Here is a 24,878-nt window from a genome sequence, read left to right as displayed (position 1 = left end):
CATTTCCCGAGCCGTTGTTGGTATCTCCCCAGTCCAGACCCCAGTGATACCAACGCAGATACCAACAAAGAACGCGATGGCGGGCGGAGGGAAGCGAACGCTGGCGAAGAGAAAATGTATGTTATTCAGCGATTTAGGTCGCTGAGACGAAGACTAGCGAAAGCTGGTGAATAGTCAAATGGTGCCGGCTGAGGGGATTGAACCCCCGACCTTCAGTTTACAAAACTGCTGCTCTACCGCTGAGCTAAGCCGGCGAAATGGGCGTGATTTGCGCGCTCGCATAGCAGACTTGGCCGGGCAGGACCAGAACCTGAAGGCCAGAACCCGGAAAGCTCGGATCGGCCGCTTCGCCTCCGCCAGCCCGGCCGCAAAAAGGCGGCCCGAAGGCCGCCTTTTGCGCATGTGTGTTTCGTACGAGCTACTGGCAGGGATGCTGGAGACCGTCGCTGCCGCGGAACCAGGTGCCGGGGGTGCAGACAAAGCCGTTCTGCCGGGCATACTCCTCGCCGCCGATCGGGGTGCGGGCATAGTCGGGGCCGCCGAACGGGGCGGTCGCGATCGCAGCCGCGGTGCCGACCGCGCCGCCGACCACACCGGCCGCGGCGTCGACGGGCCCGAACGGGCCGGGGTCAACCCGGTTGTAGCTGTCTTGCCAGCCTGGATTCTGCCAGTCGCGGTCCCGCCGATAGATATGATGGCGATAGGTCGTGTCTGATCCCATCGCCTGGCATCGGGCGTCTGGTGTGGCATCGGAGCAGCGCGCGGCGGTGCCGATCGTCTGTTGCGCCATCGTGGGGCTGGCCAGCGCTGATGCGAGCAGGGCTGCTGCGCCAAGAACAGCACCATGGATTTTGAGTTGCGTCATGCGAGATTCTCCTCTTGTCGTCGTCGAGAGCTAATCTCGCCGTGCCGCGACCGTTCCGGCGCGGCCTTGCCCTGCGTTCAAACCAGTGTGAAGTTCCGCAACACTCGCGCATGATCCGTTCCGGATGATGCTGTCTTGACGAGAATTGCATGCACACTGGTGACATCGACTACACCGCCGGCGACGCCAATTTGCGCGGCTATCTTGCGTTCAAGGACCGCGGCGTAAAGCGTCCCGGCGTGCTGGTGTTCCACGAAGGACTCGGGCTCGGCGATTTCGCGATGGAGCGGGCACGCAGGCTTGCCGAGCGTGGCTATGTGGCGCTTGCCGCCGACATGTTCGGCGAGCGGCGGCAGGCCGCCGATCTGCAGCAGGCGATGGCGCTGATCGGTCATTTGCGTACAAACCCTGCCACGCTCCGCGCACGGGCCCGCGCCGCGCTCGCGACGCTAACGGCCTTGCCCGAGGTCGATGTGACCCGTTGCGCGGCGATCGGCTTCTGCTTCGGCGGCACGGTCGTGCTCGAGCTCACGCGCGACGGCGCCGACCTCAAGGCCGTCGTCAGCTTCCATGGCGTGCTCTCGACCACGCAGCCTGCGGCAGCGGGTGCGGTGAGGGCGAGCGTGCTGGTCTTGACCGGGGCCGACGATCCGCTGGCGCCTTCCGACCAGGTCGCGGCGTTCGAGAACGAGATGCGCGCCGGCAAGGTTGCCGACTGGCAGGTGATCAGCTACGGCAACACGCTGCACGGCTTTACCAACCCGACCGCCGACGGCTTGATCATGAAGTCGGCGCTCTACGACGCGCGGGCCGACCGCCGCTCCTGGGTGGCGATGCAAGGCCTGTTCGACGAGGTGCTGGTTTGACGAGTTGCCGGCCTGACAAGATCGGCGATGTGGTGTTTGATCTGCCGTCACGCGCCGGCGCGGGGGATTGATGTTCGGAATCTTGAGTCTTGGTTTTCTGCTCGGCATGCAGCATGCGCTGGAGCCGGATCACATCGCGGCGGTATCGAGCATCGCGGCGCGCCGTACCCATGTCGGTGACATCGTCAAGCACGGCCTGACCTGGGGCCTCGGTCACACGCTCACGCTGTTCGTGTTCGCCGGCGCCGCGATCCTGCTCGGGCACGCGATCCCCGAGACGGTGGCGCAGCCGATCGAGACCGCGGTCGGCGTCATGCTGGTCGGCCTCGGCGCGCATGTATGGTGGCGGCTGTGGCGCGATCGCGTGCACTTCCACACCCATTCGCACGGCGACGGCAAGACGCATTTCCACGCCCACAGCCACGCGGGCGACATCCTGCCGCATGCCCGCGCGCCGCACGGTCATGTGCACGGCTTCCGCTGGCGCACGCTGCTGGTCGGCCTGATGCACGGCATGGCGGGCTCAGCGGCGCTGCTGGTGCTGACGGTGTCGCAGGCCCCAAACCCGGTGATCGGGCTCGGCTATGTCGCGCTGTTCGGCGTCGGTTCGATGATCGGGATGGGCGTGCTGTCCAGCGTGATCGCGGTGCCGCTCGCGGCCTCCGCGCGCTGGCTGACCTGGGCCAATCGCGGCCTGCAAATGGCGGTCGGCGCGGTCACGATCGCGATCGGCATCCACGCGATCATCGAGAACGCCTTCACCTGAGGCACAGGCGCGCCGTTAACGATTTCTGATCCCGCACGGCCGCATTGACCGGATGCGGATGCTTACGCGTTAGGCTTACCGCCAGTTTGGCCCGCGCCCTTAACCCTTCCGCCAAACCGTTGGATTAGGCTGCGGGTGGAACAATTTGGGACGCTGGGTGAACATGCGCGGAAGTCTTGCGCTGACGATATTGGCTGCGATGACCTCGACGGCGCTGGCTGGCGGCGGCTTCGACATCGTCGTGCCCAATCGCCCCGGCGTACCCATCATCATCAATGGCGTCGACGCATCCTACGCCGTGGTCGAAAGCGCGATGGGCTTGGCCCGCAACGACTCGATGGTGCCGACCGTCTATGGCGGCCGCCCGATCGCTCCCGAGCCGAATGTCGGCCACTATTATCCGAGCCTCGGCCGCATGCCGGGTTACGGCCGCCTCGAGATCGAGCCGCCGGCCAACCGCCGCCTGCCGCAGCCGGCCGAGAGCTATCATGAATCGTGGGGGGCGCAATCCGCGCCGCTGCCGGCACAGTCCAACGTGCCGGTCGATCCGCCGCCGGTGATCTACGCGCCGCAGTTCAACGGTCCGCGGCCGCTGCCCGGACCGGTCCCGCGGCCACCGCGTCCCCGGGGCCCCTAAAACCAACTACCCGAAATCAACAGCCCCTCGCGGGGCGCCTTCATAGCCACCAAGAGCTACGCGACCAACAGAGAGACCATCAGGAGAGAGTAATGCGTCAAATGATCAAAGGACTGATTGCGGCCGTGGCCGTCATGGTGACCGCGCCCGCAATGGCGTGCGGCTTCAACCCTTGCGGCTATTCCGCGCCCGTCGTGAATTACGGCTGCGGCGGCTGCGGCGGCTACGGCTATGGCTATGGCGGTTACGGCGCGGTCGAACGTCTGCCCGACCCGGATGCGGCCTATCCCGGCGCAGCGCAGCAGTACTATTACGTCAACCAGGGACCGGCCTACACCGGCCCGGGCAATTGGGCGCCGCGTCCGTACTACCGCGAAGGTTATGGCCGCCCGTATTACGGCTATCGCCACTACGGCTACCGCCATCACTATCGGCCGTACCGTCCGCACTACGGCTATCGCTACGGCTACGCGCCGCACCGCTACGGTTACGCGCCGCATCGCTACGGCCATCCGGTGCTGCGCCGCTACTACTGATCCGGCGATCGGTCGAACAGATATCAGCGCCCGTTCGCGTCAAGCGAGCGGGCGTTTTCGCTTACATCAGCCCGAGCCGGCTGGCGCCGATATAGAGCGCGAGCACGCAGGCGTTCGAGACGTTGAGGCTCTTGATCTCGCCCGGCATGTCGAGGCGGGCGACGACGCGGCATGTCTCGCGCGTCAATTGCCGCAACCCCTTGCCTTCGGCGCCGAGCACCAGCGCGAGCGGTTGCTGCAGCGGAACCTTGCCGAGATCTTCCGAGCCCTCGCTGTCGAGGCCGACGGTCTGGAAGCCGTGATCGTTCAGTTCGTTGAGCGCGCGCGCCAGATTCTGCACGGTCACCATCGGCACCAGCTCGAGCGCGCCTGAGGCGGACTTCGCCAGCACGCCGGTGGCCTCCGGGCTGTGGCGGGCGGTGGTGACGATCGCCTTCACCGCAAATGCCGCGGCTGAGCGCAGGATGGCGCCGACATTGTGCGGATCGGTGATCTGGTCGAGCACCAGCACGATTCCCTCCTGCGCCAGCGTGTCGATGTCAGGCGAGGGCAGGGGTTCGGCCTCCGCCAAAAGGCCCTGATGCACGGCATCGGGGGTGAGGCGCCGGTCGATGTCGCCGGGCCGGACGATCTCAGGGGTGACCCGGGTCGCGATGTTTTCGTCGGCGAGGCGCTTGGCGGCGTTGTCGGTGAGGTAAAGCTTGCGGATCTGGCGGTCCGGGTTGGCAAGTGCGGCCGCCACCGTGTGCCAGCCATACAGAATCACCGGTCCGTCGGAACCGGATTCGCGCTCCCGCCGGGCCGGCGGGCGGCCGAATTTCGGCCCTTTTTGGAAGGGTTTACCGCCCTTGCCTCGGAAATTGGGTTTGCGGTCGCGGTCGCTCATGTGAGGCTTGTGTCACGGGTGTCGCAGAATGGCAATTTAACCGGCAAATTGCGCGCCGGCTTGGTTGACTTTGGGGACCGCCTTCGCCCATAAACCGCCCGACCGCGCACCCGTTTCGGGTCGGCCGGTTATCAGCGTCATTTCGATGACCCGGTCCGCCGCCACTCGCGCGGCCGGTTCGACGCTGTTGGACGGGGGAGTGTCCCGAGTGGCAAAGGGAGCTGACTGTAAATCAGCCGCCTCATGGCTTCGCAGGTTCGAGTCCTGCCTCCCCCACCACGCTTCGCCCTGACGGGCTACGCGTGGCGCAGCCACGCCTGACCCGTCAGGGCAAAGCGTGTCCGGCGTAGCTTGAGCGCCAGCGAAAGCGAAGACGGACTGGGCCAAGGGCCTCGTTTCCACGAACTTCAACTCGACACGTTACTCCCATTTCGCTGGGCATGCCGACAAGGCGTCTCGCGCCGCCACCACGACTCACCCCCGCAACCCACGCCGCAGTAGCTTGGCGAAATCCTGCGCCATCTGCGACGGCGCTTCGTGCGTCGGGGAGAGGATCGCGATCTGGTACTGGATCTTCGGCTTGAACGGGCGGATGGCGAGGCCTTCGGTGAAGGGCTTGCTCACCACCGGATCGACGATGCCGACGCCGCGGCCCTCGGCGACGAGCTGGCACGCGGTCGAGAAGAACTCGGTCTCCGCCACCACGTTCCAGCGCGCGCCATATTCGGAGAAGGCGGATGCCAGCTGCTGGTAGATCGGGTCGCCGCGAAACAGCGTCACGAACGGGACGCCATCGAGGTCATCAGGGGTGATCTGCTTCAGCTTCGCGAGCGGATGCGCATGCGGCAGCATGCACACGCACTCATACGAGAACACCTCCATGTGCGAGGTCGGATAATCCAGCGGCAGCTCGGCGACCGCGAGATCGAATTGCTGCGTCGAGATCAGCTCGCGGACGGTCGCGGAATTGCGCGTGATGATCTTGATCTGCAGCTCGGGCTTGTTCCTCGCGAACTGCGACAGCAGCCGCGGCAGCAAATTGATCGAAATGCTCGGATAGGCCGCGATCGCGAGGTGACCGCGCCGGCCGGACTTGATCTCGGCCGCAACGCGCGATGCGTTCTCGGCGGCTTCGAGGGCGCGCGCTGCCTCGACATAGAACAGCCTGGCTTCCGGGGTCGGTTGCAGGCGGCCGCCGCGACGCAGGAAGAGACTGAGGCCGGTCTCGTGCTCGAGGCCCGCGATCATCGTGCTGATGCCGGGCTGCGACATGCCGAGCAGTTCGGCCGCCCGGGTCATGGTGCCGTGGAGCATCAGGGCGCGGAAGCATTCGAGCTGTCTGAGGCGCATCGGGCGACTATACGAATCTGCTATAATGGACACAATTAATATTATTAGAGTTACATGACGGGCGGTGCTCCAATGGCGCAACGAGCCATTGAGGAGACACCAAATGACCGCAGCACCCATCGATCTGACCCGCGCCCGTCTGATTCCGGCCCGCAATGGCGTGGCGGCGCGCCTCGATGCGGGAGAGACGGTCATGGTCGTCAACACACATGGCAAACAGGTGGTCGACACCTGGGCCTTCAATGCCCGCGACACCGGCGAGTTCATGTCGATGGAGCACAGCCGTGCATCGATGCTGCGGCTCATTCCGCGCGTCGGCGACACGCTGACCACCAACCGGCGCCGCGCGATCCTCACCTTCGTCGCCGACACCACGCCGGGAATCCACGACACGCTGATCGCGGCCTGCGACATTCACCGCTATCGCCAGCTCGGCGCCGTCGGCCATCACGACAATTGCACGCAGAATCTGGCGCGCGCGCTCGAGACTGTCGGCCTGTCGGCTGCGGTGACGCCGGCTCCGCTCAATCTGTTCATGAATGTGCCCGTCGCCGACAGCGGACAACTGGACTTCAAGTCGCCCGTCAGCGAGGCCGGGCAGTATGTGGCGCTGCGCGCCGAGATGGACCTGGTCATCGTGTTTTCGGCCTGTCCGCAGGACATGGTGCCGGTGAACGACATGCGGCCGACCGACGCTCACTTTCTCATCGACTGACACTGTCAGCGTGGAGAACCGATCATGCGCAAGCTGCCGCCGCTCAATGCCGTCCGCGCGTTCGAAGCCGCCGCGCGCCACGAGAGCTTCACCGCCGCCGCCAATGAGCTCTGCGTCACGGTGACGGCGATCAGCCACCAGGTTCGGCAGCTCGAGGCGATTCTGGGCCACAAGCTGTTCGAACGCTCCGGCCGCGCGGTCGTGCTGACCGCGGAGGGCCATGCGGTGTTTCCGATGCTGCGCGACGGCTTCGACCGCATGGCGAGCGCCTTCGCCGCGATCCGGCCGCCGGCGGATGGCGATGCGATCACGGTATCGACCACGCGCGCCTTCGCCGAGCGCTGGCTGATGCCGCGGCTCGCACACTTCAACGCGGCATTTCCTCACCTCGTTGTCCATATCGATGCGACCGAAGAGGTGCGGACGCCCGGCGCCGACGGCGTCGATCTGGCGATCCGCTACGGACGCGCTGATCGCGCCGGCGAGACATCGGTGCTGTTTAGCGATCGCTACATTGCGGTTGCGGCGAGCGCGATCTGTCCGCCCGGTGCCCGTCTCGGCATTGACGACGTCCGCTCGCGCTCGCTGCTGGCGTTCCGCTGGAAGAACGCCGCGCTGGATTCGCCGGCGTGGTCGGCCTGGCTCGCGGCGGCCGACCACGATCCCGGCCGGGACTTCCGCATCTCATGGTACAGCGAGGAGCCGCTGGCGTTGCACGCCGCTGAGCGCGGGCTCGGACCGCTGTTGTGCAGCGATGCGCTGGTGGACGAGCAATTGCGTCAGGGCACGCTGCGCCGGCTCGACGGTCCCACGCTGGCGGGCTTTGCCTATCGCCTCGTCGATGCGCCGAGCGCTGCCCGGCGCAAAGCGGTGACGGCGTTCATCGACTGGCTGCGCGCCGAGGCGGCCACCTTTCGTGCAGCTCCCGAACTGGTCATGACACGGGCTGCGTGAAATAGGGCAGGGTCTCGACGCGGACCTGGTAGGTGCCCGCCTTGACCAGGCCGTCGAGATGCGCGGCGATGTCCTCGAGCGATGCGAACCAGACCTTGCGTTCGGCAACGATCCGCTCGAGCCAGCGCTCGACGACGCGCCAGCGGGCGAGCCGGCCGGTCAGGAACGGGTGCCAGATCCCCATCCAGAATCCGCCGGCCTCATAGGCGGCCTCGAACTCCTCGAACGAAGCGGCAAGGCCCTCGCTCGGCGATTTGACCGGCATCATGTAGCCGATCTCCGCGTAATGGGCGAAAGGCGGCCAATCGTCCGATCCCCAGTGCGGCGGCATCTCGTAGAGCGATCCGCGCGCGGTGCGCATCTGGTACGGGATGTCGTCGGCCATCAGCGACGAATCGTAGACAAAGCCGTGCTCGATCAGGAGATCGATCGTGGTCTGGTTGGCGTTGTAGACCGGCGCGCGGTAGCCGCGCGGCTTGCGCCCGGTCATCGCGACATGGATGCCGAGCGCGCGTTCGAAGGCCTCGCGCTGCCGCGCCGAGGAAATCTCCGTCGGATCCTCGTGGATATAGCCGTGATGGCCGATCTCGTGGCCGCTCTTGAGGATCGCCTCCACCGCATTCGGATAACGCTGCATGGTCCAGGCCGGCATGAAGAACGATTGCTTCAGGCCGAGGCGCCGATAGGTTTCCAGGATGCGCGGCACGCCGACGGTCGGCCCGTACCGTCCCATCGTGATCGGGTAGAGCCGGTCGAAGGAGTCCTTCGGCCGGGCGATGTGGATCAGACTGTCGGCGTCGACGTCGAATGTGATCGCACAGGCGCAACGCGCGCCGTTCGGCCAGGGGATGGGATTACGGATCATCGGATCATCCTCACGCGTCCGGCGGACAGCGGCGCATCATTCCGCCGCGACATTAACAGGCCCGTCGATTCCAAGACACTGCCCGACCAGCACGGGGATCGCGGCAAAGGCGTCGGCGACCGATCGCAGGTAGCGCTCGTCGTTGAACTCCTGGTAGTCGACCGCGATCAGATGGCTCTCCTGCACCCCGAGATAGTGGGCGCAGGTGAAGATGTGGGTCTCCAGGTGGTTCATGCTTTCCCGCACCCCGCCGGGGCCGAAGCCGAATTCGCCGCGCGAGCTCAGCACCACCAGCGTCTTGCCGCGCATGATCGGCTCGAGCGGAAAGTCGCCGCGCGCGAGATCGAAGCTGAAGGTCTTGTCGATGCGGATCACCTTGTCGAACCATGACTTCAGCGCCGCCGGCATGCCGTAATTGTGCATCGGCGCCCCGATGACGATGACGTTGGCGCGTTCAAGCTCGTCGATCAGTTCGTCGGAGAGACGAAGTTCGTCATGCTGCTCGGCCGTGCGGTCGCCGGGCGCGGTGAAGGCGGCGGCCACCCATGCCTCCGTGATCAGCGGCGGCGGGGCGCGGCCGACGTCGCGCGAGATGATTGTCGCGCCGGGCTCGTGCGTCAGCCAGTGCTCGACAAACGATTTGGAGAGTTTCCGGCTGACCGAACGGTCGCCGCGCGGGCTGGCATCGATATGCAGAAGGGTCGTCATCTCTGGCCTCGGCTGATTGGGGAGCAGTGCGTCGGCTCCACAATGACCGAGTACCTGGGGCAGCGTGATTGACGAATCCGGCAGCTGGGTTGAGAAAATCTTAACAGTGAAGCAGCGCGCCACGGTGACGCGGTGTGCGAGCCTGATCGCGGCCGATTTGCCGACACTCGGGTCGACAAACTTCACTCTCGACGCCGCCTCAACCCGGCTTGAGGATTCCTCATTATCGCCTCAACGCTGCCTGCTGCTCAGATGCCCCATCCCGGCCCAAACCAATGCGCCGGACAACGGGGGAAACATGTTGCTCAAGCAGACACAGCTTCCGGCGCAGGATGAGGCCGGCTTCGATGCCCACGGAATTGAGCCGGTGCCGGCGGCGCACCGCACGTCGTCATCGTTCGATCAGTTCTGGATCTGGACCGGCGCGAACATCGCGCCGATCAACTGGGTGCTGGGCGCGCTCGGAATCCAGCTCGGCCTCAGCCTGCTGCAAACGCTTGCCGTCATCGTCGTCGGCAACCTGTTCGGCGCGGCGTTGTTCGCCGCCTTCTGCCTGATGGGACATCGCACCGGCGTGCCGCAGATGGTGCTGGGCCGGCTGGCGTTCGGCCGCCGCGGCGCCTATCTGCCGGCACTGGCGCAGGTGCTGATGCCGATGGGGTGGGTCGCAATCAACACCTGGATCGTGCTCGACCTCTGCATGGCGGCGCTGGAGCGGATGGGGATTGGCGGCGGCGTCGAGCTCAAATACGCGATCGCGGTGCTGGTGATGCTGCTCCAGATCGGCATCGCGGCCTGGGGCTTCAATGCCATCAAGGTGTTCGAGCGCTACACCATGCCGTTCATTCTGCTGATCATGGCGGTCATGACCGCGCTCGCTTTCCTGCGCGTCGATATCAAATGGCAGTCCGCTGCTGTTACGGGCATGCCGGCATTCGCCGCGGCGACGCAACTGATGACCGCGATCGGCATCGGCTGGGGCATTTCGTGGCTCACCTATGCCTCCGACTATACGCGCTTCACCAGGCCCTCGCTCGGTGCCGCCAAGGTGTTCCGGGCGACCTTCCTCGGCATGTTCCTGCCGACGGTCTGGCTCGCTTTTCTCGGTGCGGCCATTGCATCGGCCGGCGCCGGCTCCGATCCGTCGAAGCTGATCATCGCAGCGTTTGGTGCGATGGCGCTGCCGGTGCTGCTGGTGCTGGTGCATGGCCCGATCGCGACCAACATCGTCGTGATCTATTCGGCGGCGCTGTCGTCGCTGGCGCTCGATCTGCGGCGGCCGCGCTGGGTGATCTCGGTGGTCTCAGGCCTGATCGCCTCCGCGATCCTGTACGCCTTCCTGCAGTCGGGCGATTTTGCCCACGCCTTCGACAATTTCATGGTCGCCCTGATCGTCTGGATCAGCCCATGGGCCGGCGTGACGCTCGCCGACTTCTACCTGGTGCGACGCGGCCGGATCGATGTCGCCTCGCTCTACGAGGCGCCGGGGCGGGATCGCGATTTCAACTGGGCCGGGCTGATCGCCTTTGCTGCCGGCTTCGCGGCGGCGTGGGCGTTCCAGATGGGCACGATCAAGGCCATGCAAGGCCCGCTTGCATTGGCGACCGGCGGCGTGGACCTGTCGTGGCTCACCGGCATCGGCGTTGCGATGGCGAGCTACCTTGCCCTGCATCGGCTGTTTGGACGTCCGCTGGCGCGGAGCGCGCCGTCGCCGGACGCGGCGTCGATCGAGCCCGCGCCGCCATCGACCTGACAGGGGCATGCCTTGCGCCGGTTCACTCCATCCGCGCGAACAGCTCCACCAGCGTCTCGCGCAGCCAGCGCTGCGCGGGGACGGTGTCGTTGCGCTGGTGCCAGAACAGACTGACGATGCGCGGTGGCGCCGGCAGTGGCACCGGCACCGCATGCAGGTACGGCGCGTGGCGGGACTGCGCGCTGAGATCGCGCGGCAGCACCGCGATCAGGTCGGACTGGCGGACGATCTCGTAGGCGGCGTTGTAGTGATTGACTGTCGTGACCAGATTGCGCGACAGCCCGCGCGAGGCGAGGAACTGGTCGTAGGTCGGCAGCGTCTTGCCGGCGAGGCTGACATCGACATGCTTGGCGTTGAGGAAACTGCGGGCGTTGAGCCGCTTCCTGTTCGCCAGCGGATGATCCCGCCGCATCATGCAGGCATACTCGACCGTCCACAGCGAGCGCGAGCGGATCGCGGCCGGCGGCTGCTGCGCCTCGTTGACATAGACGCTCAGCACGCAATCGACCCGGTTGTCCTCGAGCCGGTCGCCGATCTCCAGGATGGTGTTGGGCAAGGTGTGGATCCGCGCGGAAGGCGCGATTTCGCTGAAGCGGTTGATGAGCCGCGGCATCACCAGCGAGGACACGTAGTCCGACATCGACAGGCTGAACTCGGTCTCGGTGCGCCGCGGATCGAAAGCGTCCTCGTCGAGCGCGTGGCGGACGTGCTCCAGTGCGTCGCCGATCGGCTGCCACAGCGCCACCGCACGCTGCGTCGGGCGGATCCCGCTGGCGGAGCGTACGAACAGGGGATCGCCGAGCGCGTCGCGTAACCTCGCCAGCGCGTTGCTGACGGCGGGCTGGGTCATCGTCAACGCGCTCGCCGCGCGGGTGACGCTGCCCTCGGTCATCAGTGCCTCGAAGACTTTCAGCAGGTTGAGGTCGAGCGTTCGGAAGGACACGAGCAATATTCACAATGGTGATGTGCTAGATAACAATTATAAATTATTCCCATAATATTGATTTGTCTATCATTCCCCCGGACTGACCTCGCGGCGCGTGCCGACCGCGGGGCGGAGGGGGGCTATTTCATGTCGATGATTTCGGCGCGCATCGAGCGCCTGCCGTTCGCGCGTTTCCATGTGCACCTGCTGCTGATGGGCGGCCTGGGCTATCTGTTCGACGCGATGGATGCCGCCGTGCTGGCGTTCATCCTGCCGGTGCTGCGCACCACCTGGGGGCTCAGCAATGTCGAAACCGGCGTGCTCGGCAGCAGCACCTTCGTCGGCTATCTGTTCGGCGCGCTGCTCGCGGGGACGCTCGGCGACCTGATCGGCCGCCGTGCGGTGATGATGTCGGCGCTCGCGGTCTACAGCGTGGCCTCGCTGGTGAGTGCGACAGTGGATAGCTGGCCCGCGTTCTTCGCCGCGCGCGTCGTCGCAGGCATGGGCACAGGCGCGGAAAGCGCGATCATCGCGCCATATCTCGCGGAATTCGTGGCGCGGCGTTACCGCGGCGCCTTCACCGGCGCGCTCGCCGGCTTCTTCTCGTTCGGCTTCGTCGCGGCCGCCTTGCTCGGTTATTTCATCGTGCCGGCCTATGAGAACGGCTGGCGCATCGTGCTCGTCATCACCGCCATCCCGGTCGTGATGCTGCTGTGGTGGCGCCGGTCGCTGCCGGAATCGCCGCGCTGGCTGGAAAGCCGCGGCAGGGTCAAGGAAGCCGAAGCCGTGCTCGACAAGGTCGAGGCGAGCTTCGCGCGCGAGGGCCGCGTGCTGCCGGCTCCGGTCGCCGAGCCCGCTGCGCCTGCCGTATCGTCGGGAACGCTGCTGAGCAATTTTGCGGCGCTGCTGGCCGGCCGCCAGGCGCGGATCACCACCATGACCTGGATCATGTGGCTGTCGATCACGTTCAGCTATTATTCGTTCTTCGTCTGGATCCCTGGCCTGCTGGTGCAGAACGGCATGAGCATCACCAAGAGTTTTGGCTATTCGCTCGCGATGTATTGCGCGCAGGTGCCGGGCTATTTCACCGCCGCCTTTTTCAACGAGCGGATCGGCCGGCAGTCCACGATCGCGACCTACATGATCCTCGGCGGCGCCAGCGCGCTCGGGCTCGCCTTTGCCGCGAGCGACGGGCAGATCATGGCGGCTGGCCTGCTGTTGTCGTTCTTCATGAACGGCACCTATGCCGGCGTCTATGCCTACACGGCCGAGGTGTTTCCGACGGCGTTCAGGACCACGGGGGCAGGCCTTGCGTCCGCCATCGGCCGCATCGGCGCGATCATCGCACCGATCCTGGTCGGCTATCTCTATCCCAATTTCGGTTTCGCCGGCGTGTTCGGCGTCACCACGTCCGTGCTGTTGATCGGCGCCGTCACCGTCCTCTTGATGGGCGTGCCGACGCGCGGCCGGTCACTCGAAGACATCGCAAGCGAAGCTGCGTGACCACAGCGGCGTCCTGACAGGAGATCATCATGTCCACCGTCCTCTTCAAGAATGCCGCGCTGCTCGATCCGCTGCGCTCCGATCTGCTCGAAGGGCACCACGTGCTGGTCGAGGATCGGCTGATCAAGGAGGTCTCCGACCGGCCGATCGAGGCCTCGGCCGATCGGGTCATGGACCTCAGGGGCAAGACCCTGATGCCCGGCCTGATCGACCTGCATGTCCACGCGGTCGCCGTCGAGCTCGACCTGTCGCAGCAGGCGCGGATGGCGAACGTGCTGGTGACGCTGCGCTCGACCATGCTGCTGCGGGGCATGCTGAAGCGCGGCTTCACCACCGTCCGCGATGCCGGCGGCGCCGGCTATGCGCTCAAGCAGGCGATCGACACCGGCCTGACCGACGGTCCGAGGCTGTTCGTCTCCGGCCGCGCGCTGAGCCAGACCGGCGGGCATGGCGACGGGCGCGCCCGCTCGGACTATCTGGCCGACCCGACCTGCTCCTGCTGCGTGCGGGTCGGCGCGATCGCGCGTGTCGTCGACGGCGTCGATGCGGTGCGCAAGGCGGTGCGCGAGGAGCTGCAGATGGGCGCCGACCAGATCAAGATCATGGCGTCGGGCGGCGTCGCATCACCCACCGATCCGATCGGTGCGTTCGGCTATTCCGAGGACGAGATCCGCGCCATCGTCGCGGAGGCGCGGGCGCGCCACACCTATGTGCTGGCGCATGCGTACACCGCGGAGGCGATCGAGCGCGCGGTGCGCTGCGGCGTGCGCACCATCGAGCACGGCAATCTGGTCGACCTACCGACCGCGCGCCTGATGGCGGAGCAGGGCGCCTACGTGGTGCCGACCCTCGTCACCTACGAGGCGCTGGCCACCGAAGGCGCCAAATACGGCCTGCCGGCGGCGAGCGTCGCCAAGGTTGCCGACGTGCGCGACGCCGGCCTGCGCTCGCTCGCGATCTATCGCGAGGCCGGCGTCAAGATGGGATTCGGCACCGATCTGCTCGGGCCGTCGCAGCGCTTGCAGAGCGACGAGTTCCGGATCCGCGCCGAATTGTTGGGCCCGCAGGCGGTGATTGCGAGCGCGACCATTATCGGCGCCGAGGTGCTCGGTATGGAAGGCAAGCTCGGCCGCATCGCGCCGGAGGCTTTTGCCGACCTGCTGGTGGTGGAGGGCAATCCGCTGCGCGATGTCACCTGCCTGCTTGGGCAGGGCGAGCACATCCCGCTGGTCATGAAGGCCGGCAAGGCCGAGGTCGACCGGCTGGGCGGGTAGGCTCCACTTGACCTCGCCCCGCGTGCGGGGAGGGCGAGCGTGCGTCTGAATGATTTCGGAATTTTGGAAATCTATCCGTGAGTTGCCCGACGTGTCAAGTAGCCTGGTCGAGCGCCGGCCACCGCCGGCTACTTTGCATGGGGTTGTTTTCGATATTTTGGCAACCCGTCCCTTTACGCTCTCGCCGTCACCATACCTCGCGGAGGCCCGCAGTACCCTTCGAGGGGCTCGGGCAGGCCGACGAGTTCGATCACGATGCCGCTGGCGGCGTTGACGCGGCCGTGCGGAAGCACGACATACCGGTTGCCGACCCCACCCGCCGCTCCGGAGCCAGCCATGAACGCGCCCAACATCGATTCCGTCCCGTCGCAGTCCGACGGCGACGTTGTGAGCTGGTTGACCAACCAGACGCGCGACCAGCGCTTCATCGACAACATCTTCGCCGAACTTTGCATCCGGCTGCAGGGCGCTGGCATTCCGCTGAAGCGGGCGACGATGAATCTCCTGATCCAGCATCCGCAATGGCTCGGCGCCCGGATCATCTGGGCCGATGGCAAGCGCGAAGCCGAGATCACGCGGGTCGACTACGATGTCCAGCAGCGATCGGAATATATCGGCAGTCCGGTCTACGAAATCCATCAGGGTGCCGACGAGGTGCGCGAGAAGCTCGAACGTGACCCGTCACAGGGCCGCAAGCACGCGCTCTATGACGACATGCGTGCGACTGACCGACTATGTGGCCTGGGCGCTGCTGCACACGCTCGGCAAGCGGCACGTCGTGACCTTCGCGACCGACCGTGCCGGCGGTTTCGATGACGTCCACATCGCCGAGCTGCGAAAGGTGCTGCCGGTGTTGGCGCTGGTCAGCGAGATCCGGATGAAGAACCGCCTGGCGCGGACGCTGCTCGAGACCTATGTCGGGTCGCATGCCGGCGAGATGATCCTGGCCGGCGCGACGCGGCGCGGCAGCGGCACCACGGTGCGCGCCGCGATCATGATCTGCGACTTGCGGGATTTCACCCGGATCTCGGATAGCTGGCCGCGCGATGACGTCATCGATCTCCTGAATGACTATTTCGACGCGATGTCGGAGCCGATTACGCGGCATGGCGGGGAAATCCTGAAATTCATCGGCGACGGCCTGCTCGCGATTTTCCCGCTCAGCGATCCTAAGGCCTGCGCCAACCTGCTGCACGCGGTGTCCGAGGCGCGCGAGGCGATGGCGGCGCTCAGCGAACGGAACGGTATGATGGGCCGGGCGCCGATGAATTACGGTATCGGCGTCCATGTCGGCGACGTCATGTACGGCAATATCGGATCGCGCACCCGGCTCGACTTCACCGTGATCGGTCCCGCCGTGAACATGGCCTCGCGGCTCGAAACCCTGACCAAGCAGCTGAAGAAGACCGTGCTGCTGTCCCGCGCCTTCGCGGATCTGGTCGAGCACGATTTCGCGCTCGAGCATGTCGGCGAGCATGCGGTGCGCGGCTTCAGCGAGCCGATCGAGCTGTTTGCCTATAGCGGCTGAAAAATCTCAGGTCGGTGTCGTCGTCTGCGCCGGCGAAGCCCGATCGATGAATCCCTTGGCGAGGGCATGATAGACGCCCTCCTTGCAGATCAGGCGCGAGCTCGCATGCGCAATCAGGGCCGCGGCCATCAGCGGCACGACCATCGCGTGATTGTCGGTCATCTCGGTGACGATCACGAAGGCCGTGATCGGCGCGTGAACCACGCCGGCGAAGTACGAGACCATGCCGAGCAGCATGATCGCCGGCAGCGGCGCGCCGTGAAACAGCGGCGCGATGTTGGAGCCGAGCCCGGCGCCGACCGCGAGCGAGGGTGCGAAGATGCCGCCCGGCATGCCGCTGATCGAGGCAAAAGTGGTGGCGAGGAATTTCCAGACGCTGAAGCTCGCGGGCAATTGTGATCCGGCTTCGAGCGCGGATTTGACCTGCTGATATCCCGTGCCGTAGATCGCGCCGTCGGAAGCGATCCCGCAAATCGCCGCCGCAAATCCGCAGATCGCGGCAAAGCCGACCGGATAGCGCTTGATCGCGCGTCCGACTGGATTGGCAAATCCGCGCGCCATTGCGATCAGGATGCGGCTGAACAGGCCGCCTGCGAGGCCTCCGGCCACGCCGCAGAGCGGGACCGCGAGCCAGTCGGCGCCGTTGCGCAGCGCCGTCGCGCTGGTGCCGAAATAAGTGTAGTTGCCCATCAGGGCGAGCGACGTCAGGCCCGCGGCGATCACCGCGCCGATGATCAGGCTGGAGGTTCGCGTCTCGAAGGCGCGGCTCATTTCCTCGATGCCGAACACGATCCCGGCCAGCGGGGTGTTGAAGGCTGCCGCGACGCCCGCGGCCGCACCGGCAAGGATCAAACCGGGTTGACGCCGCGGCGAGAAGCGGCCGAGCGCAAACATGATCGACGCGCCGATCTGCACCGTCGGTCCCTCGCGCCCCACCGACGCGCCGCACAGCAGGCCGAACAACGTCAGCAGGATCTTGCCGGCGGCAATGCGCAGCGAAACCAGGCTTTCGCGCGGTCTGGTCGGTCAGATGGCGTGCGGCGATGGCCTGCGGGATGCCGCTTCCCTGTGCGTTCTGGAAGAAGCGGTTGGTCAGGAAGACGGACAGCGCGAAGCCTGCGGGCGTCACCACCAGCGAGGCGTAGCGGAGATGCGACACCAGTGCGGAGAAGGCGATCTGCGCCAGATCCGCGAGCTGTGCGAGCGCGACGGCCGCCGCACCGACCGCGATGCCGCCCAGCAGGAAGATGGCCCGGCGCTGCCAACGCGCGGAAACGATTCTGAATAACCGCCTCTGGCGGTTGGAGGGGAAGCCCATTCTGACGGTGTTCCGGCTGATGTCGTGTCCGGTCCGGACGGATCACATCATTCCTAGCACGCGTCGATGGTGGGCGAAGCTCAACAAATCAGCAAGGCATGCCCACGCAGCCGCCAAATGCCCCAAGATGAAATCTGTGATTTTCCGCGCAGCAGATATCCCGCCGCCTATCGCCGGCGCCGCTGCTTCCTTGGAAACAGCCGATCGCGGATGTAGCGCGAGGTCGCCGTCAGGCGAAGTCCCCGCGGCTTCTGCCAGGCGGCACGGTCGATCTCCTTCTTGTCGCCGATCGCCAGTCTGCCCTTGGCGTTCTTGGCGATGAAGATCGCATCGCTCATCTTGCGGCCGGAACGCTTGTTCTTGGCCGTCACTTCCTTCCACAGGCTGAGCCTGCCGAGCTTGAGCTTCGGCAGCTCTTCCTTGATCTCACGCTTCAAGCAGTCCTTGCCGGTCTCGCGCGCACGCCTGCGCCCGCCGGGGAACATCCACAGCCCGTCAGATCGACGTCGGACCAGAAGGACCTTGCCGCGCTTGGCGGCAACCAGTTTGGAAGACTTCGTCATGTACTGCGCAATGATCGAAACAGAATCGACCCCATTCTAATTTGTCTATTTGAGTAGACAAGTTCCAAGGGCGAATTGTTCCACAGTCATGTGTCGGCGGTTTGTCTGCCGCGGAAGGCCTGAGCACTGAGGAAATCCTGACGGCGCGCATCTTCGTGAGGAGGCCGCAGAAGAAGGGCAGCCGGCTGTGACGGTCTGCCGCGGCTTCTCTGCGGACGCCTGCACACGTTCGCCGTGACCCCGGCCGGGTACGTTCGTCCGTGGTTCTCTGGTCTCGCTTCATCGAACATCCTCACGTTGAGCTCGTGAAAAGGGTGATCCTCCTGGTTCCCGCAGCAGGAACCGGGGCATGGCTTTCGATGACAAAAATCCACGACAGGCAGGCTCCGCCGCTTGACTGTATGTTCTGGTTTTGTTCTAATTGCCCTCCACCTTGAATAGGAGGCCGCCATGGACAACCGCATCAACGAAATTCGTAGGCAGATCAGGGCGCTGCGCGTCAGCATGCTCGAGGCTGAGGCGATCATGCGACAGCAGATCAACCGGGATGAGGACTGCGCCTTCGTTGCCGGCGACCTGCTGAAGATGCGTCTGGTGATGAGCCGTCTGGTCGAAGAGCGGGGCACACTGGGCGACCGCGAGCCGATCATCGTGTATGCGAGCGTTGCTCCGCGCCGCCGCGCCGCGACGCCGATCTTTCTTCGCGTGGCGAAGCGGGAGCTTGCCGCCGGCGAAGCGCGTGCCTGATGACGGCCCGAGGATGCGGCGGCTGCGCGCCGAGTTGCGCGCGCTCGACGCATCCGTGAACCGGCTCAGGCGGGCCGGACGCGATAGTGCATCGGCGCAGCTTCTGCTGTCGCGCAAGCGCGCCGAGCTGGAGGACGTGATCTGCCGGAGGAAAGATGAGAGAGCCGCTTCGGTATTTCCACGACAGCGATGATCATGCGCCCTGGATCAAGGCGCTGGCCGAGGTCCGGCACATGGCGACGCGGGAGGGTTGGTGCTTTCACCACGTGCAGGCGATCATCGTGGCGATCGACCAGTATGCGGAGTCCGCGCTCGGCAACCGCGAATTCTTCCTCAACCGCCCGCAGACGGTTGGCCCGCTGCGGCGAGGCGAGGTGCCGTAGCGGGCGACATCGCGTGCGGCATTTCGCGAGCCGGCGCTGCCGTCATCACGGCCGTGCGGCTGACATGCTCAAGGCAATACATCGGCGGGATGCTTGTCGCGATGCTCGACATATTCGACGCGGGTCTGGTCCGGATGCAGCACCAGCATGTTGCGGCCGGTCGGAACCTGTTTGGGGGCCTCGAGGATCGTGGCGCCGACGCCGGGGAGACGCGCGGCGAATGCGTCGATGTCATCGACCAGAAACGTCAGATGCGTCGCCGTGAACGGCTTCAGGCTTTGTTCCGTCCCTGCAATGAACAGGATCGAGGCGACCTGCGCCAGCCTGATATCATATTCGGGATAGTCGAAGCGAAGGCGCGCCGTCTGGCCGATCAGGGCTTCGTGGAAGGCCACCGCTTCGTCGAGGCCCTCGAGCGGCAGGTAACGTCTCGCCAGGATATTGAGTATCTTCATCGCCAGGTCCTGATGTTCTGATGTTGCTGCGACCGCCATCCGGTCCAGCCAGACGACGCGACAAGGCGCGCCGCCGCTTGCGCAGCGCTGCGATCGCCCGATCGATCTGATCGAGCTTCTCCTGCATCACTGCGGAGCAGTTCACGCGCGCGCCGCGCCGGCCGTCTGCAAGCGCGGTCAGGAGATTGCGAAGCTCGCGGGTCGAGAAGCCCGCGGCGATGAGGTCTCTCACCCACGCGGCCCGCTCGATCTCCGACGCGGCGTAGCTTCGATAGCCGTTCGAATTCCGGCGCGGCACAATCAGGCCAGCCTCCTCGTAGTGCCGAAGCGTCCGTGCACTCACGCCAAGATGGCGTGCCGCCTCCTGAATCCGCATCGCGATCTCCTGTCGAGGATCGGCCTAGCACCTTCTCATTAGCGTCAATGTCAAGCGCCGTGTTGCGGCGCTCGCGGGCGCCGCCGCTGAACTCCGTCGATCCGCCGGGACGGACGCAGGGGCCAAATGTCCCGGCTGCCTGATCTGGCCGGGATGGCCAATCCGCCGCCGGCGACATATCGTGACGGTCCGCGGCCGAATCTGCGGCGGATCGTTCATCGCCGGGTCATCTACATCAGGCCATCGTCAGCGCCGCGCCCGCGAGGGGCGGCGGCACATTTTTCGGAGGAGGATTCGGATGATCAGGGGCTGGCAGATTGCGACGTCGGCGCTCGCCATCGTCGTGATGGTTGCAACGCTGGGCGCAGAGGCCAACGCGGCGCAGTGCGGCAACGGGCCCGGCGGGTTCGAAGCCTGGAAGGAGCAGTTTGCCGGCGAGGCGAGGGCCAAGGGCGTCGGCGCCACCGCGATCGATGCGTTGATGCAGGCACATTACGCCAGCGCGACGATCGCCGCGGATCGCGGCCAGCGCAGCTTTGGCCTGTCGCTCGAGCAGTTCATGGCCAAGCGGGGATCTGCGACCATCGTGGCGCGCGGCCGTTCGCTGAAGCAGTCGCAGGCGGCGCTGTTCGCCTCGATCCAGCAGCGCTATGGCGTGCCGCCGGGACCGCTGATCGCGATCTGGGGCATGGAGAGCGGCTTCGGCAGCCAGCGCGGCAACCAGAACATGCTGTCGTCGATCGCGACGCTTGCCTATGACTGCCGCCGTCCGGAGTTCTTCACCGATCAGCTCTATGCCGCATTGAAGCTGATCGACCGCGGCAGTTTGTCCGGCAGCACGCGCGGCTCGATGCATGGCGAAATCGGCCAGACCCAGTTCATGCCGAAGAACGTCCTCGCCTATGGCACCGGCAATCTCGACGTCGCCGCCAACGCGCTGAACTCGACGGCGAACTTCCTGCGCGCCAATGGCTGGCGCGCCGGCGCCGGCTATCAGCCCGGGGAACCCAATTTCGCCGCGATCGAGGCGTGGAACGCGGCAGGGGTCTATCAGAAGGCGATCGCGATCATGGGACGGCAGATCGACGGCGGCCAATGAGCGCAGGGCCAAATTCCTTCACTCCAGGTTCCTTCACCGCCTGTTAACGCAACGGTGCCCAGATCGTTGCGGTGAAACGGAGCGAGTGGAGACAGGCTCCATGCTCAAGAACGGCACCTATGCGGCGTGGTTTCGAACGTCGCTCGCTGACGGCACCGGCATCGTGCACGTGGCCGATGGCAGGCTGTGGGGCAGCGATGCCATCATGCTCTACAGCGGCACCTATGAGGTGGACGGCGAGCGCTTCTCCGCCGTTCTCACCACCAGGCGGCATTCCGATGGTCATGCGACCGTGTTCGGCACCGACGATCTCGTGGTGCGGCTCGAGGGTATCTTCAGCGGCGCGATCGCGACCTGCACGGGCAGGGCCGATGCCGTGCCCGATCTCGCCTTCGAGGTGACGCTGATGCCGAGCCACGAGGCGACACCCGAGCCGCCGGCGGATCTGCCGCTGCCGAAATTCGATCCGAGCAAGCTGCCGAAATTGCCGAAACGCTCGAGCCGTTGAGCAGCTCTCCAGGCGCGCGCTCTAGGCGTCGCTTGGGCCCGCGGTTTCCGGAAACGGTGCGCCGGGGGTATAGCGCTTCAGCGCGCGGATCTCGTAAACCGCCGACGGGTTGACGCTGCGCAGGTCGCGCGCCGCGGCGATCGCTTCCGCTTCATCGGCGCAATCGATCACGTAGAAGCCGAGCAACTGCTCCTTGGTCTCCGAGAACGGGCCGTCGACCACCATGCCGTGGCCGGGCCCGCGCAGGGTGCTGGCGTTGCGGGTTTCGCCGAGCCGTGCAGCCGGTCCGAGCCGCCCCTTCAGCCGTTGATGGACCTCGCGCAGACCCGCCATGACGGCGGCGTCCTCATCGGCACTCCACGACTTGACCTCGGCTTCGACGTGATAGGCCAGGATGGCATAAAGCATCTGGTGAGCTCCTCATTTCTGATGCGGCAGGCCCAAGGACGGCCCAGAGCCGGCCACGCCGACATTTCATGTGTAGCGGACCGGCCGGTTTTTGTGCTGCGACAAGGTATCCCGCCGGCGGCATGGCGGCGGCGCGTAGCGCGGCCCGAACAGCCAAAAAAGGCGCGGCGGAATCGCTTCCGCCGCGCCCCCGGATTTGTTGTCTCGCTGGTCCAGGGCTGAGAGCGCCCCGATTGCCAGGCTGATTACTCAGCGCCTAGCGGGCGATCCCAGCGAGGTGACAGCGCTTGAGACAAGACACTGGATCACCTCCTTTCTTTGTTGATGGGACCAGCAATATAGGTGGCGAATCTGCCGCTGTTAAGGCCGCCGTCCGTCTCATTCCGGCCAGGAACCGGTCCGATCGCGCGGACATAGTCTCGTTTACCGGCGCAATAACGACCCCCGCCGAGGCAGTTGAGACGGCCGTCCGGCCGTGTTAGGTGATCGCCCGATGCGGGTGTAGCTCAATGGTAGAGCAGCAGCCTTCCAAGCTGAATACGAGGGTTCGATTCCCTTCACCCGCTCCAATACGCAGCCGTACCCCGGCCCCGCGACGCGCAGTTCGTCCCGCAGCAGCAGCGAAGCAGCGGGCTCTCGGCTACGAACTTGCACTGTTCCCAAATCGGCTTTACAGTTCATGAAGGTGTCGAAGGGGCGCCTTCCCGCGCAAGAGGCTCTCACCCTTCAGTAGTTCGTTTCCCGTTGCTTCGAATGGCATCGGGGCTACGACAATGACTCGACCCTTTGTTCGGCCACAGCGGGAAGGCCGAAGTCTCTACGGAGGGTTGTTGTGCCTTTATCTCCATCAAAAGAAATTGTGCTTGCGTCGTCTCAAGTCGCCGCGAGCGAACTCCTGCGCGAAGTCAAGATCCGCGCGCGACTCCGCCTGAATGATCTGGCCAATCAAGTACCAGATGCGATGTTCTATGCGCGCTGGATCTCGAGGAAGCGACGTTGGGCTTTGCCAGTGTCCTGGAAGCTTGTGCACGCCCTGAATATCGTTTCCACGGAACTTGGATTTCAGGATTGGGCGCACGCTCGCCGTGTGCTTGAGGGACGAGCCCAACCATCCGACGACCTCGGCGGCCTCTGGTACGATCTACGTTGTCAATTCCAGCTCAACAGCTGGTTTTCAACCTATGCTGACGCCCGCGCTTTCTGCCGACAAGGTGGCGAGCGGTTTCTATTCCCGTTCGCAAAGCAGGTCGTCGTTGGCGACGATAATTTCGTGCGAATGCTAGGGCTGGATCCCACGTCATCGCTCTGGAAGGAGACGGGGAAGGATCTGGTCGCAAGTTATGGCACCCACGCCTGGCGCGCTCTTTGCGCGGCTCGCCTCGCAGCGACCCGAGGTCGTTTGCCGATTGGTCGTACGCCGACAGCGCGCAATCTTTGACCTGAGCGAAACGGCTGCCGCCGACACGGCTTGAGACGCCTACGCGCTCAGCCCGAGATCAACCATATCTGAAAGAAACGAAGAAACATGCCTGCGCATTTCGCTACGTCGGACGACGGAACTCGCATTGCCTATGAAAAGACCGGCTCAGGTCCAGCTGTGGTGCTCTTGCACGGTGGGGCTCAGTCTCGCCAAACGTGGCAAGATGCTGGCTACGTGGATAGGTTAAGTTCGGACTTCACCGTCGTGGCTATGGACCTTCGAGGTCACGGTGAAAGCGACAAGCCGACTAGAGTTGAGGCATATGGCATCGACCGCCACTGCCAAGACATCCTGTCTGTTGCCGATCACGCGGGTATCGAACGATTCGCGCTTTGGGGGTACTCTTTCGGAGCAAATACTGGCCGCTATCTTGCGGCCAAATCGGAGCGCGTAACACGGTTCGTCATGGTCGGTGTGCCGTTTGGTCCCGGCGCTTCCGGCGACTTCCGCCGCACAGTGACGGGTGTTCGGGATCGCTGGATACCGATTCTGCGCGCGCAAAACGAGGGGACACTCGATCTGGAGTCGCTTACTCACCCCGAGCGCGCCTATCTTCAGAGCGCCCGTGCGCAGCACGAAGTTCCGTGGCTTACCGCCATACTCGACTGGGACGAAATCGTTCCGGCGCAAATGCTCTGTCCAACGCTTTGGATTGTCGGCGGGAAAAATCCGGTTGCACTGGAAAGTGCCCGGAGCATCGAGCCCGCCTTGGCGAACTCCAAGGTATTGTTATGCACGATCGACGGACTGACACATGACATGGAAATGAGCGACATCGATAATGTCTTGCCGCACATCCAGGGTTTCATCAGAAATACCCGCGGGTGAGGGGCGCATGTCGCACAAAAATGCCGGGGCGCGCTGATGCCAAATTCGGATGACCTCGTCAGCAACCAGAAGCCTTGGGTGCGCGTCCTGTCGCTATCTTTCGTCGGCGCCAGCGTGTTGGGTGGAAGTGTCCTGCTTGGCCTCGTCGTCGTGATGGAGGTAGCGCGCCATCGACTTGGTCGATGACCATTGGCCCTTCTTCATCAGCCGCGTTTCGGTGAGGCCGGACGCGCTCGCCTCGGTGGCTCCGCCGCCATGCGGGCCAAACGACGTGAAGGTCAGCTCGGGACGCGAGCCAGCGGCCAGAATGCCTTTCTTCGAAATGCGCTCGACTCGAGTCAGCATCTCGCGCTTGCTGCTCCAGGGCGCTGGCTCGGATCGCGCGAACGCAATCACACGCGCCTCTCCTTTCTAGGGAACCCTAAATCGGTTCCCCGGAGCCAGCTTCTCTCGTGTGAATGATCAGAAGCTTGTCTGCATCCAAATCGGAGCGAAATTTGCGTATTGGCCTTTACCAACTGGCCGCGATCGTGATCGCCAGGTTCGTCGTCACCGACAGGGCAGACTTCGCCCGAGGCAAGC

At 65.0% G+C, this 24,878-nt stretch carries 27 protein-coding genes, 3 tRNA genes and 2 pseudogenes; 18 read left to right on the top strand and 14 right to left on the bottom strand.

What is annotated here, in order from left to right:
- Positions 1-179: 179 nt before the first annotated feature.
- Both ACVIGA_RS04420 and ACVIGA_RS04415 read right to left on the bottom strand, forming a co-directional pair.
- Positions 180-254 (bottom strand) — tRNA-Thr (locus ACVIGA_RS04420).
- A gap of 164 nt (positions 255-418) precedes the next feature.
- Positions 419-865 carry a hypothetical protein gene (locus tag ACVIGA_RS04415; protein ID WP_456665432.1) on the bottom strand — a complete coding sequence of 149 codons (447 nt, stop codon included), beginning with the start codon at positions 863-865 and terminating at the stop codon, positions 419-421.
- Between the two features lie 149 nt (positions 866-1,014).
- Here ACVIGA_RS04415 and ACVIGA_RS04410 point away from each other — a divergent pair, with 149 nt between their 5' ends.
- The 4 genes from ACVIGA_RS04410 (at position 1,015) to ACVIGA_RS04395 (ending at position 3,670) form a co-directional block, all read left to right on the top strand.
- A complete protein-coding gene (locus ACVIGA_RS04410) occupies positions 1,015-1,731 on the top strand; it encodes a dienelactone hydrolase family protein (protein WP_456665431.1) in 717 nt (238 codons plus the stop codon).
- Between the two features lie 70 nt (positions 1,732-1,801).
- Complete coding sequence (locus ACVIGA_RS04405) at positions 1,802-2,497, top strand: HoxN/HupN/NixA family nickel/cobalt transporter (RefSeq protein WP_456665430.1); 696 nt, start codon at positions 1,802-1,804, stop codon at positions 2,495-2,497.
- Between the two features lie 163 nt (positions 2,498-2,660).
- Positions 2,661-3,134 carry a hypothetical protein gene (locus tag ACVIGA_RS04400; protein ID WP_456665429.1) on the top strand — a complete coding sequence of 158 codons (474 nt, stop codon included), beginning with the start codon at positions 2,661-2,663 and terminating at the stop codon, positions 3,132-3,134.
- A gap of 92 nt (positions 3,135-3,226) precedes the next feature.
- Positions 3,227-3,670: a hypothetical protein gene (locus tag ACVIGA_RS04395; protein WP_223976607.1), complete on the top strand. Its 444-nt coding sequence runs from the start codon at positions 3,227-3,229 to the stop codon at positions 3,668-3,670.
- Between the two features lie 61 nt (positions 3,671-3,731).
- Here ACVIGA_RS04395 and rlmB read toward each other — a convergent pair whose 3' ends face one another.
- Complete coding sequence (gene rlmB, locus ACVIGA_RS04390; protein WP_456665428.1) at positions 3,732-4,556, bottom strand: 23S rRNA (guanosine(2251)-2'-O)-methyltransferase RlmB; 825 nt, start codon at positions 4,554-4,556, stop codon at positions 3,732-3,734.
- 193 nt (positions 4,557-4,749) lie between these two features.
- Here rlmB and ACVIGA_RS04385 point away from each other — a divergent pair.
- Positions 4,750-4,835: transfer RNA gene (locus ACVIGA_RS04385), tRNA-Tyr, on the top strand.
- Positions 4,836-5,030: 195 nt separating this feature from the next.
- Here ACVIGA_RS04385 and ACVIGA_RS04380 read toward each other — a convergent pair.
- A complete protein-coding gene (locus ACVIGA_RS04380) occupies positions 5,031-5,906 on the bottom strand; it encodes a LysR family transcriptional regulator (RefSeq protein ID WP_456665427.1) in 876 nt (291 codons plus the stop codon).
- Between the two features lie 103 nt (positions 5,907-6,009).
- Between ACVIGA_RS04380 and ACVIGA_RS04375 the strand changes: the two genes are divergently transcribed.
- Positions 6,010-6,621: a DUF1989 domain-containing protein gene (locus ACVIGA_RS04375; RefSeq protein ID WP_456665426.1), complete on the top strand. Its 612-nt coding sequence runs from the start codon at positions 6,010-6,012 to the stop codon at positions 6,619-6,621.
- 24 nt (positions 6,622-6,645) lie between these two features.
- Positions 6,646-7,575 (top strand): LysR substrate-binding domain-containing protein, encoded by a 930-nt coding sequence (locus tag ACVIGA_RS04370; protein ID WP_456665425.1) that lies wholly within the window; start codon positions 6,646-6,648, stop codon positions 7,573-7,575.
- On the opposite strand, the gene ACVIGA_RS04365 is transcribed toward ACVIGA_RS04370, so the two are convergent.
- A complete protein-coding gene (locus ACVIGA_RS04365) occupies positions 7,556-8,440 on the bottom strand; it encodes a polysaccharide deacetylase family protein (RefSeq protein ID WP_456665424.1) in 885 nt (294 codons plus the stop codon). The genes ACVIGA_RS04370 and ACVIGA_RS04365 overlap by 20 nt on opposite strands.
- Positions 8,441-8,476: 36 nt before the next feature.
- Positions 8,477-9,148: an FMN-dependent NADH-azoreductase gene (locus ACVIGA_RS04360; RefSeq protein WP_456665423.1), complete on the bottom strand. Its 672-nt coding sequence runs from the start codon at positions 9,146-9,148 to the stop codon at positions 8,477-8,479.
- Positions 9,149-9,446: 298 nt separating this feature from the next.
- Here ACVIGA_RS04360 and ACVIGA_RS04355 point away from each other — a divergent pair, with 298 nt between their 5' ends.
- Positions 9,447-10,901: a purine-cytosine permease family protein gene (locus ACVIGA_RS04355; RefSeq protein WP_456665422.1), complete on the top strand. Its 1,455-nt coding sequence runs from the start codon at positions 9,447-9,449 to the stop codon at positions 10,899-10,901.
- 22 nt (positions 10,902-10,923) lie between these two features.
- On the opposite strand, the gene ACVIGA_RS04350 is transcribed toward ACVIGA_RS04355, so the two are convergent.
- On the bottom strand, positions 10,924-11,850 hold the full coding sequence (locus ACVIGA_RS04350) for a LysR family transcriptional regulator (RefSeq protein WP_456665421.1): 927 nt from the start codon (positions 11,848-11,850) through the stop codon (positions 10,924-10,926).
- 123 nt (positions 11,851-11,973) lie between these two features.
- On the opposite strand from ACVIGA_RS04350, the gene ACVIGA_RS04345 reads away from it, so the two are divergent.
- Together ACVIGA_RS04345 and ACVIGA_RS04340 are read left to right on the top strand one after the other, a co-directional pair.
- Positions 11,974-13,329, top strand: coding sequence for an MFS transporter (locus ACVIGA_RS04345; RefSeq protein ID WP_456665420.1), 1,356 nt, complete (start codon positions 11,974-11,976; stop codon positions 13,327-13,329).
- A gap of 29 nt (positions 13,330-13,358) precedes the next feature.
- Positions 13,359-14,603 (top strand): amidohydrolase family protein, encoded by a 1,245-nt coding sequence (locus ACVIGA_RS04340; RefSeq protein WP_456665419.1) that lies wholly within the window; start codon positions 13,359-13,361, stop codon positions 14,601-14,603.
- Positions 14,604-14,776: 173 nt separating this feature from the next.
- Here ACVIGA_RS04340 and ACVIGA_RS04335 read toward each other — a convergent pair whose 3' ends face one another.
- Positions 14,777-14,941, bottom strand: a complete 165-nt coding sequence (locus tag ACVIGA_RS04335) for a hypothetical protein (protein ID WP_456665418.1) — start codon at positions 14,939-14,941, stop codon at positions 14,777-14,779.
- Here ACVIGA_RS04335 and ACVIGA_RS04330 point away from each other — a divergent pair.
- Positions 14,940-16,131: pseudogene (locus tag ACVIGA_RS04330) on the top strand (adenylate/guanylate cyclase domain-containing protein). The gene ACVIGA_RS04335 and the pseudogene ACVIGA_RS04330 overlap by 2 nt on opposite strands.
- A gap of 6 nt (positions 16,132-16,137) precedes the next feature.
- Here ACVIGA_RS04330 and ACVIGA_RS04325 read toward each other — a convergent pair.
- Together ACVIGA_RS04325 and ACVIGA_RS04320 are read right to left on the bottom strand one after the other, a co-directional pair.
- A pseudogene (locus tag ACVIGA_RS04325) lies at positions 16,138-17,449 on the bottom strand (chloride channel protein).
- A gap of 167 nt (positions 17,450-17,616) precedes the next feature.
- Positions 17,617-18,012 (bottom strand): NUDIX hydrolase, encoded by a 396-nt coding sequence (locus ACVIGA_RS04320; RefSeq protein WP_163159328.1) that lies wholly within the window; start codon positions 18,010-18,012, stop codon positions 17,617-17,619.
- Positions 18,013-18,462: 450 nt separating this feature from the next.
- On the opposite strand from ACVIGA_RS04320, the gene ACVIGA_RS04315 reads away from it, so the two are divergent.
- Both ACVIGA_RS04315 and ACVIGA_RS04310 read left to right on the top strand, forming a co-directional pair.
- Positions 18,463-18,759, top strand: coding sequence for a hypothetical protein (locus ACVIGA_RS04315; protein WP_456665417.1), 297 nt, complete (start codon positions 18,463-18,465; stop codon positions 18,757-18,759).
- Positions 18,760-18,914: 155 nt separating this feature from the next.
- Positions 18,915-19,142, top strand: coding sequence for a hypothetical protein (locus tag ACVIGA_RS04310; RefSeq protein WP_456665416.1), 228 nt, complete (start codon positions 18,915-18,917; stop codon positions 19,140-19,142).
- 68 nt (positions 19,143-19,210) lie between these two features.
- On the opposite strand, the gene ACVIGA_RS04305 is transcribed toward ACVIGA_RS04310, so the two are convergent.
- Both ACVIGA_RS04305 and ACVIGA_RS04300 read right to left on the bottom strand, forming a co-directional pair.
- The gene (locus ACVIGA_RS04305; protein WP_456665415.1) at positions 19,211-19,537 is read right to left on the bottom strand and encodes a VOC family protein; all 327 of its coding nucleotides are present in this window, start codon (positions 19,535-19,537) and stop codon (positions 19,211-19,213) included.
- Entirely contained in the window at positions 19,473-19,973 is a 501-nt protein-coding gene (locus ACVIGA_RS04300) for a MerR family transcriptional regulator (RefSeq protein WP_456665414.1), read from the bottom strand. Before ACVIGA_RS04300 ends, ACVIGA_RS04305 begins: the two co-directional genes overlap by 65 nt.
- Before the next feature lie 298 nt (positions 19,974-20,271).
- On the opposite strand from ACVIGA_RS04300, the gene ACVIGA_RS04295 reads away from it, so the two are divergent.
- Positions 20,272-21,072: a lytic murein transglycosylase gene (locus tag ACVIGA_RS04295; protein WP_375775311.1), complete on the top strand. Its 801-nt coding sequence runs from the start codon at positions 20,272-20,274 to the stop codon at positions 21,070-21,072.
- Positions 21,073-21,172: 100 nt separating this feature from the next.
- Positions 21,173-21,580 carry a hypothetical protein gene (locus ACVIGA_RS04290; RefSeq protein ID WP_223976641.1) on the top strand — a complete coding sequence of 136 codons (408 nt, stop codon included), beginning with the start codon at positions 21,173-21,175 and terminating at the stop codon, positions 21,578-21,580.
- Positions 21,581-21,601: 21 nt separating this feature from the next.
- Here the strand turns inward: ACVIGA_RS04290 and ACVIGA_RS04285 are convergent, their stop codons facing one another.
- Positions 21,602-21,988, bottom strand: coding sequence for a YciI family protein (locus ACVIGA_RS04285; protein WP_223976643.1), 387 nt, complete (start codon positions 21,986-21,988; stop codon positions 21,602-21,604).
- Between the two features lie 495 nt (positions 21,989-22,483).
- On the opposite strand from ACVIGA_RS04285, the gene ACVIGA_RS04280 reads away from it, so the two are divergent.
- The 3 genes from ACVIGA_RS04280 to ACVIGA_RS04270 all read left to right on the top strand — a co-directional run bounded on the left by ACVIGA_RS04280 (position 22,484) and on the right by ACVIGA_RS04270 (position 24,296).
- Positions 22,484-22,557, top strand: a tRNA-Gly gene (locus ACVIGA_RS04280).
- A gap of 263 nt (positions 22,558-22,820) precedes the next feature.
- On the top strand, positions 22,821-23,426 hold the full coding sequence (locus ACVIGA_RS04275; protein ID WP_456665413.1) for a hypothetical protein: 606 nt from the start codon (positions 22,821-22,823) through the stop codon (positions 23,424-23,426).
- Positions 23,427-23,513: 87 nt separating this feature from the next.
- Complete coding sequence (locus ACVIGA_RS04270) at positions 23,514-24,296, top strand: alpha/beta fold hydrolase (protein ID WP_456665412.1); 783 nt, start codon at positions 23,514-23,516, stop codon at positions 24,294-24,296.
- Between the two features lie 93 nt (positions 24,297-24,389).
- On the opposite strand, the gene ACVIGA_RS04265 is transcribed toward ACVIGA_RS04270, so the two are convergent.
- Positions 24,390-24,641 (bottom strand): hypothetical protein, encoded by a 252-nt coding sequence (locus tag ACVIGA_RS04265; RefSeq protein ID WP_456665411.1) that lies wholly within the window; start codon positions 24,639-24,641, stop codon positions 24,390-24,392.
- Positions 24,642-24,878 lie beyond the last annotated feature (237 nt).

This window comes from Bradyrhizobium sp. USDA 3240, assembly GCF_054063295.1.
The sequence above is the reverse complement of the archived record's forward strand: the minus strand, read 5'-3'. Positions and strand labels throughout refer to the sequence as shown.

Excerpts from the sequence above, each read along its gene's own strand:
- ACVIGA_RS04395 (WP_223976607.1), top strand. The coding sequence starts at position 3,227 with ATGCGTCAAATGATCAAAGGACTGATTGCGGCCGTGGCCGTCATGGTG.
- ACVIGA_RS04380 (WP_456665427.1), bottom strand. The coding sequence starts at position 5,906 with ATGCGCCTCAGACAGCTCGAATGCTTCCGCGCCCTGATGCTCCACGGC.
- ACVIGA_RS04415 (WP_456665432.1), bottom strand. The coding sequence starts at position 865 with ATGACGCAACTCAAAATCCATGGTGCTGTTCTTGGCGCAGCAGCCCTG.
- ACVIGA_RS04375 (WP_456665426.1), top strand. The coding sequence starts at position 6,010 with ATGACCGCAGCACCCATCGATCTGACCCGCGCCCGTCTGATTCCGGCC.
- ACVIGA_RS04335 (WP_456665418.1), bottom strand. The coding sequence starts at position 14,941 with ATGGCTGGCTCCGGAGCGGCGGGTGGGGTCGGCAACCGGTATGTCGTG.
- ACVIGA_RS04410 (WP_456665431.1), top strand. The coding sequence starts at position 1,015 with ATGCACACTGGTGACATCGACTACACCGCCGGCGACGCCAATTTGCGC.
- ACVIGA_RS04265 (WP_456665411.1), bottom strand. The coding sequence starts at position 24,641 with ATGCTGACTCGAGTCGAGCGCATTTCGAAGAAAGGCATTCTGGCCGCT.
- ACVIGA_RS04370 (WP_456665425.1), top strand. The coding sequence starts at position 6,646 with ATGCGCAAGCTGCCGCCGCTCAATGCCGTCCGCGCGTTCGAAGCCGCC.
- ACVIGA_RS04270 (WP_456665412.1), top strand. The coding sequence starts at position 23,514 with ATGCCTGCGCATTTCGCTACGTCGGACGACGGAACTCGCATTGCCTAT.
- ACVIGA_RS04340 (WP_456665419.1), top strand. The coding sequence starts at position 13,359 with ATGTCCACCGTCCTCTTCAAGAATGCCGCGCTGCTCGATCCGCTGCGC.
- ACVIGA_RS04345 (WP_456665420.1), top strand. The coding sequence starts at position 11,974 with ATGTCGATGATTTCGGCGCGCATCGAGCGCCTGCCGTTCGCGCGTTTC.
- ACVIGA_RS04300 (WP_456665414.1), bottom strand. The coding sequence starts at position 19,973 with ATGCGGATTCAGGAGGCGGCACGCCATCTTGGCGTGAGTGCACGGACG.
- ACVIGA_RS04365 (WP_456665424.1), bottom strand. The coding sequence starts at position 8,440 with ATGATCCGTAATCCCATCCCCTGGCCGAACGGCGCGCGTTGCGCCTGT.
- ACVIGA_RS04285 (WP_223976643.1), bottom strand. The coding sequence starts at position 21,988 with ATGCTTTATGCCATCCTGGCCTATCACGTCGAAGCCGAGGTCAAGTCG.
- rlmB (WP_456665428.1), bottom strand. The coding sequence starts at position 4,556 with ATGAGCGACCGCGACCGCAAACCCAATTTCCGAGGCAAGGGCGGTAAA.
- ACVIGA_RS04355 (WP_456665422.1), top strand. The coding sequence starts at position 9,447 with ATGTTGCTCAAGCAGACACAGCTTCCGGCGCAGGATGAGGCCGGCTTC.
- ACVIGA_RS04315 (WP_456665417.1), top strand. The coding sequence starts at position 18,463 with ATGGACAACCGCATCAACGAAATTCGTAGGCAGATCAGGGCGCTGCGC.
- ACVIGA_RS04400 (WP_456665429.1), top strand. The coding sequence starts at position 2,661 with ATGCGCGGAAGTCTTGCGCTGACGATATTGGCTGCGATGACCTCGACG.
- ACVIGA_RS04405 (WP_456665430.1), top strand. The coding sequence starts at position 1,802 with ATGTTCGGAATCTTGAGTCTTGGTTTTCTGCTCGGCATGCAGCATGCG.
- ACVIGA_RS04360 (WP_456665423.1), bottom strand. The coding sequence starts at position 9,148 with ATGACGACCCTTCTGCATATCGATGCCAGCCCGCGCGGCGACCGTTCG.
- ACVIGA_RS04320 (WP_163159328.1), bottom strand. The coding sequence starts at position 18,012 with ATGACGAAGTCTTCCAAACTGGTTGCCGCCAAGCGCGGCAAGGTCCTT.
- ACVIGA_RS04295 (WP_375775311.1), top strand. The coding sequence starts at position 20,272 with ATGATCAGGGGCTGGCAGATTGCGACGTCGGCGCTCGCCATCGTCGTG.
- ACVIGA_RS04290 (WP_223976641.1), top strand. The coding sequence starts at position 21,173 with ATGCTCAAGAACGGCACCTATGCGGCGTGGTTTCGAACGTCGCTCGCT.
- ACVIGA_RS04310 (WP_456665416.1), top strand. The coding sequence starts at position 18,915 with ATGAGAGAGCCGCTTCGGTATTTCCACGACAGCGATGATCATGCGCCC.